Source organism: Rothia sp. HMSC064F07 (assembly GCF_001837265.1).
GTDB classification, from domain to species: Bacteria; Actinomycetota; Actinomycetes; order Actinomycetales; family Micrococcaceae; genus Rothia; species Rothia mucilaginosa.
The window spans coordinates 43,971-55,328 of the sequence record NZ_KV831928.1 but is presented as its reverse complement, the minus strand read 5'-3'; the positions used below and the strand labels follow the sequence as shown (position 1 = coordinate 55,328).

Annotated in this window: 7 protein-coding genes; 6 read left to right on the top strand and 1 reads right to left on the bottom strand. The window is 58.3% G+C overall.

Translation table 11 applies throughout. The features are described from left to right. Positions 1-1,098: 1,098 nt before the first annotated feature. The 4 genes from cas7u to HMPREF2712_RS08040 are packed head-to-tail and all read left to right on the top strand — an operon-like array spanning position 1,099 to position 7,873. Positions 1,099-2,370: a type I-G CRISPR-associated RAMP protein Csb1/Cas7g gene (gene cas7u, locus HMPREF2712_RS08055; RefSeq protein ID WP_070616666.1), complete on the top strand. Its 1,272-nt coding sequence runs from the start codon at positions 1,099-1,101 to the stop codon at positions 2,368-2,370. A gap of 1 nt (position 2,371) precedes the next feature. After that, complete coding sequence (gene csb2, locus HMPREF2712_RS08050; protein WP_070616668.1) at positions 2,372-3,961, top strand: type I-G CRISPR-associated protein Csb2; 1,590 nt, start codon at positions 2,372-2,374, stop codon at positions 3,959-3,961. After that, positions 3,954-6,809, top strand: a complete 2,856-nt coding sequence (cas3u, locus tag HMPREF2712_RS08045) for a type I-G CRISPR-associated helicase/endonuclease Cas3g (RefSeq protein WP_070819724.1) — start codon at positions 3,954-3,956, stop codon at positions 6,807-6,809. Before csb2 ends, cas3u begins: the two co-directional genes overlap by 8 nt. After that, complete coding sequence (locus HMPREF2712_RS08040) at positions 6,809-7,873, top strand: aldehyde dehydrogenase (RefSeq protein WP_070616672.1); 1,065 nt, start codon at positions 6,809-6,811, stop codon at positions 7,871-7,873. The genes cas3u and HMPREF2712_RS08040 overlap by 1 nt, the downstream gene beginning before the upstream one ends. A gap of 154 nt (positions 7,874-8,027) precedes the next feature. Here the strand turns inward: HMPREF2712_RS08040 and HMPREF2712_RS08035 are convergent, their stop codons facing one another. Further along, positions 8,028-8,783, bottom strand: a complete 756-nt coding sequence (locus HMPREF2712_RS08035) for a nicotinamide mononucleotide transporter (RefSeq protein ID WP_070616674.1) — start codon at positions 8,781-8,783, stop codon at positions 8,028-8,030. A 487-nt stretch (positions 8,784-9,270) separates the two neighbouring features. Here HMPREF2712_RS08035 and HMPREF2712_RS08030 point away from each other — a divergent pair, with 487 nt between their 5' ends. Both HMPREF2712_RS08030 and HMPREF2712_RS08025 read left to right on the top strand, forming a co-directional pair. Further along, entirely contained in the window at positions 9,271-10,350 is a 1,080-nt protein-coding gene (locus HMPREF2712_RS08030) for an S-layer homology domain-containing protein (RefSeq protein WP_070616676.1), read from the top strand. Positions 10,351-10,717: 367 nt separating this feature from the next. Continuing rightward, positions 10,718-11,358: YncE family protein (locus tag HMPREF2712_RS08025; protein WP_371326251.1), on the top strand; the 641-nt coding region annotated here is incomplete at its 3' end.

Genomic DNA, 11,358 nt, shown 5'->3' with positions numbered 1-11,358 from the left:
CCCCGTCTTCGGGTGGGGACTTTCATTGAGGCCAGCCGTAGAATTCGTCACGGTATGCTGTGGCTTCATTTCCCCTCCTTCGGGTGAGGGATCTTCAGTGCGATTCTGAGCATGAATCGCGAAATCTCGCGCGGGTTGCGTAGCCCCGGTTTAGAAACCAGATTGGTTTCTAAACCGGGGCTCTTCTCTTTAAATATGAAGATGGGGCTATATGTGACACCTACTGCGGATTTCTCAAGGCAGCTATCTGAGTCTGAAATGACCAAACTGGATGCGTGTAATCTGTAACAGCGCTATGGTGAGATTATGAGCGAAGGACAGAACCGATTGCGTCGCAGAGGAGGGGCAGGGATAATGAAGATATCTGATGATTTCTTGGGTATACGCTTATTGCCTAATCCTTGCGCCTGCTATGGTGTGAGCTTTCATTGAGGTACGTACTGTTAATTTAACTAGGGAAGTCATCGGAATATATTCTTCTGGGTTACAGAGAAACAAACTGAACCTAGAAGCTTTCTATGCTAGTTTCCTCCTTCTGCTGTTGGGGGAGACTCTATCGGTATATACGTAATGTTAATTTAACTTGGGTCCAGGGTGTTGCTTGAATATTATCTTAATGCTAATGTTGAGGTGTCAACCGGTTCAGAAGTCTCTGCAGAACCAAGCTGAAGTGACTCTAACCCCGACCTTGGAGGTGAAGGATAATGACTCCGCTTATGACATAAACAAAAAAGCCGCCCGCTACGCGAGGCGCAACGGGCGGCTTTTGTTCAATAAGCATTTACCGCATCAAGCGGTGGTTATGCCTGTTGCCGCAGGCATAACCTAATCAGTATACCGGCAGTACGGAGGAGCCTCCCAATCTGCCTGCATGCTGACCGCTTGTGTGGTCATATGCTTACCTTTCATACCCTGTGCTGTCACTACCCAAAACACGGACGTGACAGCACAGGGGAGAAGGAAAAGGCATACCGAATTAGCAGCGTGACGAAAACACGCGCACCATTCGGGAAAGCAAGGTAGCTTAAAGCTATACAAGTAAACGTGCACGTCCAACGCATCGAAGCAAACGTGCACCCAATATATAAGGAGACAACCATGTCCCAGAACATCATTACCCTCGACGACCTCATCGAAAACGTCGAACTCGGCGGCGGCTCCGTCATCACCTCCATCACCGAACTCGAACCCGCAGCAGGCCCCCACGCATCCGTGGCACCCGCCAAGTTCGTTGATGACAAGAAGTCCGTCTTTGCCTACGAAACCCGCTACATTGTGGAAGAGATTCAGAACCCGGAAGACTCCGAAGACGCCGAAAAGGTCGTCAAGGGCAAGTCTCAGAAGGTCGTCCTCATCGACAGCAAGCAGTCCGAACTCAACCGCGCAGAAGCCGCCATCGAACAGGGCCGCCAGTACGGTGACGAAGCAGCCGTCAAGATTCCCCGCGCCGTCGTCACCTACAAGACTGAAAATGGCCCCGTAGAATACAGCGACATGGAGCTCTCCCACCGCATCTTCGACGGCCACTTCCGTGCCGGTCGTGTCGACGGTAAGCCCATCACCGAAAACGACCAGTACCGCGCACTGCGCAACTGCACCCCCGCAGACATGAGCGCACTGCTCAACACCGCCCCTGCAGCGCTCCTCTTCGGCGCATGGGACTCCACCCGCAAGAGCAACCAGGTCCGCCTGCGCAGCGCCCTCGTCGGTGAAATCATCGGCGTCCTCGCAGACCAGGATCCTGGCGCTGAACACCGACAGGCACGCCGTGGCGGCGCCCGCGTCGACGCCGTCGCTGCTAGTGTGCAGCTTACCCCTAAGGACATGGAGTCCCTGGTTAATGACCAGGAAGCTGAACTGAGCCCGGTCAACGTTGGAGCTCGTCGCAACGAAATTAAGAAGGCCAAGGCCGATGCCCGTATCTCCGCTTCCCCCCTCGGCCTGGGTAGCATCCCGCCTGTACTCGAAGAAACCGGCGCCGTCGCATGCTGCCGTATCATCCGTTCCTGGGTTCTGAGCCTCGCCACCCTGCGCCAGTTGCGCTTCGGCACCGACGAAAAAAAGAACGTTGCTGCGCGTGCACTCCTTGCCGCACTCGGCCTCAACGCCATTGCCCGTGCGGAGCGTGAACTCTACATCCGTGCCAACTGCGACCTGATCGAATCCGCCGCACCCGTCGTTACCCTCGACCAGCGTTTCGGTGAGAAGAAGACCTTCGCACCCCTGACCGTTAAGCAGGCCGACCAGCTTCTCCTCGAAGCTATCGAGTACGCCAAGGAGGAAGGTGTGGCTGACTGGAACGGCCAGACTCTCAACGTCGAGGGCAACCCCAGCATCATCGCGAACGCCACCGCGGAGGACGCTGAATAATATGACGAACCTCGGAATTCTCGCGAGGTTCCCGCTCGGCGTATACCAGGGCCATAAGGCGGACGGAAGCCCCGACGCCTTCCCCGACCCTGCCCGCTTGCAGGCCGCGCTCCTCAGCGCGGCCGCGCAGGGACCTCACGCAATTATCGAAAACGGGCAGCTCGCCCCCTCGGAAGAATCTCTCAAAGCCCTCAAATGGCTTGAAGAGAACCCCCCGACCGGGCTACAGCTTCCCGACATGTGCCCCGTGTACCGCTCACCCAACAAGATGAGCCGATTCATGTACCGCGAGGTAGCGCGCTCCACCAAGGATGGGCGGCAGACCGAACGTCGCGCCGTATCCGACGGCTGGGCAGTATCCGACACCATCGGCTGGCAGTACGATAAGGTACCCGCAGACATCGCGGAAACCATCACCCAGCTCTGTGGCGAAGTACCCTCCCTCGGAGAAGCCAGCAGCTTCACCGCCCTCTACACCGGAGACGTGGAACCCACCCACACCATCGACACCAAGTCGGGTCCCTTCGAAGCAGGTGGCATGCCCGTCCGTGTGCCCGTACCCGGTCGAATCAACGCGCTCATGCGTGCTCATGCAGAAGCGTACCCCGTCAAGGTTCCCACCAAGGCAGGCGATAAGACCGCAGCGAGCGACACGATGCGCCCCTCATCGGTACCCACCGCAGGCCTCGGATCCATCAAGTACCAGCCTGTGGAGGCTGAAACTTCCACCAGCCCCTGGGAATACTTGTGGCTCCTCGAAGTAGATGGTGAAGAGTTGAAGCCCGAACAGTACGTCAAGGCAAGCTCCCTTCTGCACAAGGCACTCGTAGCTGCCGCAGGATTCGGCGCGCCCAGCCTCATCACCGGCAAGTACCCCAAGGACCACAAGCCGGCCAACAGCCTGGCGCTGCAGTACCTGCCTGCCCGCTACCTGCCCGACTATCTGCGTCGTGGGGTGAAGTCTCAGGGAGTCCTACTCGTCTTGGTCCCGGCAAGCGCCCCGACCGATGAAGCAGTAGAACTCGGTATCGCGCTCAGGAGTGTCGAAACCCTCTACGCTCAGGACTTCCCCCGACTGACCGTGAAGCTTCGTCAGAAGCGCCTGCCTGCGCAGGGGTTCTGGGATGCTCCCAAGACCGGGTACAAGCGCCTGTGGCGTACTCTCAGCGCGGCCGTTCCCGAATCGCGCGTTTTCAACCGCCCGAAGAAGACTGAGACGAAGGCCTGGACCTTCGCAGACGCCGCTCTGCTTTCCATGGCTTACGTGTGGCGTGACAGCTTCGAGGCGCCCGAAGCCGAAACCTCACGCGAACGAATTCGCAGCTTGAGGGATCAGGTCGAGGAAACGGCTGAAGCCAAGGTTCTGGAAGCTCACCGAGTCACCCAGAACCCCGCCGCCTACGCCTACAAGCTGCCCCGCACCCTGCCCGCAGAGCCGTGGCGCGGTGTCGTAGACCTCGGCAACCTGGCAACGGACACGACCATCGTAGCCATCGGCCAGTCCCGCCACATGGGCGGCGGCCTGCTGGTTCCGTTCGACGTGCCCACCGAAGAATACGACCGCCGCAAGAAGGAGGAAAAGCATGACTAGCCCCGCTACCGCGCTGCCCTCCATTAGTCGTGATGAGTTCGGTGAGTTCTTTGCCGCGCTTGACGCCGCGCTTGACGCCGCGCTTGATGCCGCACTTAACAGCGCACCTAACGAAGCACCCAAGGAAAAGCAAAAGCGCTACCCCTTCAGCTGGCAGGAAGAAGTGCTCGACCACATTTGCGAGCACGGCGTATGGCCGGAACGTATTAACGCGCCGACCGGCTCCGGCAAGTCCTCCGTGGTTGATATCCACCTCTTCGCGAATGCGCTCGCCGCGGTTGGCGCCGCACCGCGCGTTCCCCGTCGCCTCTGCGTGACCGTGGGACGCCGCGCGCTGGTCGACAGCCAGGCAACCCGCGCCGACAATATTCTCGGCTGCATGAAGAAGGCGCTCACTGACGGATCCGGTGAGCCCGATATTCTGCGTAGGGTTGCTGAAGCTCTCCAGAGCTTCCAGACCCGCAACGACGAGAAGGAGAGTAACCCCTTCGAGACTGGTCACATCCGTGGCGAACTCTCGAACCGCAACCTGCCGGTCACCGACATTTCGGCTTGCGCAATCATCGCCGCAACCCCGGATATGTACGGTTCGCGAGCGCTTTTCCGCGGCTACGGCAGCACCAAGGCTGCCCGCCCGCGTGAGACTGCCCTGCTGACCATGGACACCGTCATGGTGCTCGATGAGGCACACATGAACCGTCAGCTGTTGCACACCACTCAGCGTATTGCCGAGTTGCAGAAGCGCGAGGTCAACCTGGGTGTTCCCACCCTGCAGGTGGTCGAGACGACCGCTACCCCCTCCACTGAGGACAGCGATTCGACCACGCTGGGCGTGGACATTGAGGCTCTCGACAGCCCGAATGATGAAGAGCTGCGCAAGCGTGTCAACTCGCACAAGGAACTGGTGCTCCGCCCCATCGATAAGTGGGATGGCAAGCCCGGTAACCGTGCGGTCGTGGATGCCGCTGTGGACGCCATTAAGGATTTCCTTGCCCACCGTGAGGCGAGTGAAGACTCCAAGAAAGCCCATACTGTCGGTTGTATCGTCAACCACGTGCGGACGGCTATCTCTATCAAGGAGAAACTCGTTAAGGATAAGGTGCTTGGAAAGGAGGAAGAGGTTCAGCTTCTCGTAGGACGCATGCGCCCGTACGACCTGCAAAAGTTGCACCCCGACCTCTTCACTACCGAAGGCGATAAGTCCGTGAAGGTTGTTGTGGCCACCCAGACCCTCGAAGTCGGTATTGACGTTGACTTTGCTGACCTGGTGACCGAGCTAGCGCCGGCTTCCTCCTTGGCACAGCGCTTCGGCCGTGTTAACCGTCTGGGCCACCGTACGGATTCCAAGGTCGTCGTTATTAGGCCTGCCAGTGGTGACTCGGTAAAGAAGGACGCGCCTCCCTACAAGGCGGTCGACCTGAGCAATGCGTATGCATGGCTCGAAGCGCTCAACGATACTGAGAACCCGTCGGTGAACCCCGCCGCAATGGTGAAGAACCCGCCGGTGCAGTCCTCCCCGGAGCGTCTGCTCTACCAGCGCCCGGAATGGCCTGACCTGCTGGAATTCTCGCGTACCGACGAGAACCCCTACGACGAGCCGGACCTTGACCTGTGGCTGCACGACTCCCTGGATGCAGAAACCGCAATGGGCGGTGTTATTGTGCGCGATAACCTGCCGAGCAACACTTCTGCCGCAATGGAGATTCTCAAGACCAGCTACTTCGCACCGGTCGACGAGGAAACCTTCCCCACGAATCTGAAGATTCTCCAGGAGATTCTGGACCACCAGGATGAGCACGGCGTGAAGCCGCGTAAGTTCCTTTACCGTCAGGGTGAAGTCTCCCTGTGGCAGGATGCTGACCAGGGGGCAGAGAGCAGTCAGTCGTTGGCCCCCGGTGACGTTCTGATTCTTGATACGGGTAGTATCCCGTTCACGAACCAGGGTATTGCTGTGACTCAGCGTGAGCTGCCTTCTAAGAAAGACGAGCTGGAGGCTGTACCCTTCCCCAAGGGCATCAAGCTCTACGTGTACGAGAAGTGCGCGAATCGTGAGGAAGACTTCAGGGAATACCTGGGCCTCTCACCCGAAGAGGTAGCGGAACTGCTCGACAGCCAAGCTTCAGGCGGCCAGAAGAGGATTGCTTCTGAGCTTTCTACCGAGGCTGAGGACGGTCAGGAAGTTATCGCCTGGTACGCCGACGTGACCGACGACAAAAAGTCTGTTGAAGGTTCCGATATCGCTCAGGAGCTGGTGTTGGCTGGTCCCGTTCTTCTGGACGACCACCAGAACGATGTTGCTGAGCGTACCCGCCAGCTTGCCGAGAACCTCGGCCTGGCGCCGGAATTCTCGGAGGCCCTGGAACTGGCTGCAAAGTACCACGACGAGGGCAAACGTGACCTGCGCTTCCAGCAGATGCTGGGTGCAGACCTGCAGGCGGACGCGCTCGCAAAGAGTGGCCACCGTTCCGTGGCAGAGGCGTACCGCGCCCGTAGTCGTAGCGCCCTGCCGAGGGGCTGGCGTCACGAGCAGCTGTCTGCACTCATGGTTGCGGCCTCGCCCGAAAAGGTGGGGGAGCACCGCGACCTGGTATTGCGCATCATTGGCTGCAGTCACGGTCACGGCCGGTTCTCCTTCGCTCATGACGCAGGCTTCCTGCTTAAGGAAGGCTATCTGCCCGAAGGCACGGACTACGAAGCGCTCAAGGAACAGGCGACCCGACTCTTCAACGTCGGTTACTGGGACAACCTCATGGAGCAGACGAGCCGCACCTACGGCCCGTACGCTACCGCCTACCTTGAGGCCGTTGAACGCGCAGCAGACGCCCAGATTTCACGGGAGGGACACTAATGGCAACGCTGATTATTGCCGGTGACTACACCTCGGCATTGACCCATTTTGCCCTCTACGGGCTGTCCCTGATGGTCGAGCAGAAGCACCCCGGAACCGTCACTGTCGGTTGGTCTCAGGAAGGTCAGCCGCGTGCCCAGATGCATGCTGAAGGCGTGTCAGAAGAAGAAATTGCCGAGTGCGTGCACTCCTACGTTTCTTCTCTGGCCGCTGAAGACAGCTGGGTGAACGTCGACCAGTCCTACGGTGCGGGTAAGGAAGCTGCTGTTTTCTCCCCGTTCTCCCCGCGTATTCGAGGAATCGACGCGGAGAAGTACCCGGACGACTGGGCTTCTCACCAGAAGACCCGACAGGCTCATCTGGATGCGCTGATGGAACGTGACGACCTACTGTCTCTTCTCTGGATCTCCGGCCTGGGCGAACCTGCCTACTGGCGTTTTGAAACCAAGGCTCCTCGCCCCGACCACGGTGCATCCCGCTGGGAGATGAAGACTCGCAATAAGGGCCAGGAGTTCGTTAAGGACCGTCTGCGCCTGATGTGCGCGGACCTGGCCACCTGGGAACCTTCCGCGACGCTCAGCGGTATTACCGGGCAGACCCTGTACGACTCGCTGGATAATAAGCCGGAATCCCGAACCGGAACCGGTTTTACTGTCCCGCAGCCGACCGATACCGCGCTCGCCTTCTGTGCGCTGGTGGGTGTTGCGAATTTCCCGGTGATTCACCAGATCCACCGGATTGGCGTGACCCCCGGTGCGTACCCGTACAACGCTTTGCACCCGCGGCTCATGGTGCTTCCGGTATCCTCCGGAAGGGTTACGCCCGCCCGATTGCGAACCGTGCTGCGCAGCCACCCCTACCGTAGGGTGGTTGACGAACTCGGTAAGGCGATGGAACGCGGCTCTTTGAGCTCTGACATTTTCGTGTCCGAACTGGCAGACGAGAAGGCGATTCTTCGTGAGAAGGGCGTTCAGGCGTTTGTTGCTTTCCCCATCGCGAAGGTGGGTAGTGAATCGGCTCCTGAGCGTCAGGTTCTGAAGGGTAGCGCGATTCCGCTGGGCTAACCTAGCCGCTTATCGAAGCGGGCAAATATGCCCGCACAATGCAGGGGAGGGGCCCTCCGGTCGTATTGCCGGAGGGCCCCTCCCTCTATCTATTATGAGTGCCTACATATCGCTGGGTGGATATGCGGTAGCTGGTGCGCTAGGGAACCGCCCCTTACGCCACCGCCACGGTGCCCTTGGCTGCGGTGCCATTTCGGGTCCACAGCAGCAGTGCTGCCACGCTGTTGATGATGTAGAAGATGTACTTGCCGACGTTCGCGAAGTTGCCCTGAGTCAGCGCCTTCACGCACTGCACGGCGTTGTACAGGAGCCAAAACTGCCACTGCATCGTGAGCTTGAGCGCGTTCAGAATGTTTGCTGACAGGGACAGTCCAAACACTACGGTCGTGATCCAGAACAGGAACGAGGTCTTGCCGCCGTAACCGACATAGTTCGCAATCAGGGAGAACGCGAACGAACCGGCCACAATGCCGCCAATAATCAGCTGACCCTTCGCGCCGGTCGGCGGTTCCATTGCCTTGCCGCGTTCGGAGTTCTGCCACCTACGAATCGCGAAGGTGTACACGATGAACGTGACCGGGTAGGTGATGATTGCTGCCTTGTTGCCCAGAATGTAATCAATCGCGCCAGACAGTGCCGTGTTAATAATGCCGAGCACGTTGCCGATATTTGAGAGGCGGCCGGTCAGGCGGGTAGACATCATTGAAATACCCACGTTAATCACGGAAATCACGCCGAGGGGAATGAAGTTCGTGATCGGGCCCCAGTCGACGTATTTGGCGAGGTTGGTGCTCAGGTATCCTGAGGCGATTGCGATGGCGATAACCAGTGCTACGCCGAAAAGGTCGGCGTACTTGGACTTGGCGAAAAAGAGGAGAGCCTTCTCGTATGAGAATTCCTTGGCCTCCATGGGTAACTCCTTTGTTGAGGATATAGGAACAGTGATAGGGTACCAATAACTATAACTCTTTGAAAAGGGTTTGAATCGGCGTGTCACACATAAAACTTCAGAAACCCACATATTCCACATCTCGGAACACCGCGGCATTGGGTAATTCAAAATCACCCCATCAAGAACCCATACCAACTTCCGGCAAACCTTGCCAGATATCGCCCCTATTTCGTTGAACATCGAAAATGGGCGTAAAATCACCGCCGTTTCGTCTTCGCTTTAAAGGGGACCTTAAGGTACGCTAGATGACTGGGTCAGGGAACCGTGCCGGTCTCACTCACCGCGCATCCGCCCGACAGACACCCGCACCCCGTACACTGCGTCTCACTCACGCACACAGGGGAGGGAACCCAACGTATCGGCCTCACTCACCGTTTACGCGGCTGTCCGCGCGTCCTGCCACCCGTAACTCACTCAACTCAAACAAGAACTGAATAGGACAATCATGCCCTTGATTAACCATCGACTCTCACGACGATTCTTTGTAAAGGGTGCTTCCGCTGCCGCCGCTGCAGGCGCACTGACTCTGCAGGCACAGGCCGCTCAGGCTGACGAAGCTCCCGCAAACCTTGCCCCGGCAACCGAGGAAACTAAAGGCCCGCGCCTCGTTATTCAGCGTGCCACCATCACTGAAACCGGTATGACCGTGAACTACACTGCACACGGTCTACGCGAACTCCTCACCGAAGGCACCACCCTGACCGTACGCCACGGCTACGTTCGTAACGACTCTTTCGAAACTCTGCGCTCCTGGCCGCTCACCCCCGAATTTGACGGTGATGCTGACAGCTTCAGCGGTAGCGACCAGTTCCCCATCGAGCTGATGCAGGGTGAGGGTGTTGATCACGCCCTGCAGTTGGATATTTGCTCCGACCCGTGGGGTCAGGAGATTGCCCACCAGATTGCTGCGCGCATTCCCGTGGCTGAGACTAAGATCCTGAAGACTTCTTTCGAGGATGTTCCGGGTAGCCACCCGTTCGCTGAGGATATCCGCATGGCGAACCAGAAGAAGTGGCTGATGCCGAACCCGCAGACTGGTGCGTTTGAGCCGGACCGCCCTGTGACCCGTGAGGAGCTTATTGCTCTGCTGAACCACGCTGCTGGTCACGCTGGCGTGAGTGAAAACTCTAATGTTGCACCCTTTGCGGATGCGGCAGACCGCCCGACCGCGAACGCGCTGCACTGGGCTCGTGACCGCAAGATCACTGAGCCTCTCACTGGTGGCGATAAGATTGACCCGACCGCACCGGTTTCTCACGAGGAGCTGGCGGCTGTACTGTTCCAGTACAACGCGGAGGTTCAGCTGACCGAGATGAACGAGGCTGCTGGTTCTCGTTTCCGCGACGTGCTCGGTGCCGGTACTCTGCACCGTTACGTTGCGTGGGCTGGCGCGAACGACATCGTGCTGGATTCTTCGGGTGTGTTCAACCCGACCGCGCCGACTACTCGCGCGGAGCTGGCTCGTTTCATTCGCCGTTACAAGCTGCAGAACCTGCTGTTCACTGACTTCTCGTATGTCTCCTAATTTTTAGCTATCCCTGGCGTTGCGCGCTGGGTAGCGTGAAACCCCCGTCTTCTGGCTTTTGCTGGAGGCGGGGGTTTTGTTATGCCCCGTATTGCCGCACCTCGGGGAGTTTTAGTGACAGGCTGTGCCTGGCATATGAAATTTTGCGTTATATATGCCTAAAATCTTGCAAAATCCTGTGCGCTAAGTAAGTATTACCTAGAAGGTAAGTTAAAGGTTGCCTTACTTAATACTGTGTGAAGACTAGTTTCCTTCCTCGTGGGCCCATGAAACCCACACCAAAGAGCAGGAAAAACGCGGCGCCTCACCACCCATCGGTGGGGGAGAGACGCACCTTCACACACCACCCACGAAAAAGGACATACATATGAACCTCGCTTCAAGCAAGGCATTCAAGGGCCTCGCCGTTGGATCGCTGGCACTGGCAATTTCCGGCGTTGCCACCATCCCCGCATCGTTCGCGGCAGAATCCACCCCGGTAGCAAGCCAGAGCACTGACGCTCGCACCATCACCGATAAGGCGATGGCTAAGATTACTCAGGGCCTGCCCGGTCAGTTCCAGGTCGCATACTCCAAGAAGACCAACAAGATTTGGGTTGCGGGCACCGCTGACCGCGACAAGCACGTTTCTACTATCGCTCGTATTGACGCGAACTCCCTGAAGATTGAGGCAGTCGCCGAGCTGCCCATCGTCAAGAACGACAAGGGCTACCAGTACGACGCAGCTTACGGCATCACCGTTGACGATGTAGACGGTACCGTCTGGGTTACCAACACCACCGACAACTCCGTGTCCGTGTACGATCAGGCAACGATGCAGCAGGTCTGGACCACCGCGGGTATCGCAGAGACCGACCCGAACTGGATTGAGCACCCCCGCTCCGTTCTGGTTGACCACGAGTCCGGCAAGGCGTTCGTGACCGGCCGCTTCTTCGTATCCGCTATCGACCTGAAGACCAAGCAGGTTGAGAAGATCCAGCTCGAAGGCGCACCCGACGGCGGCACCCG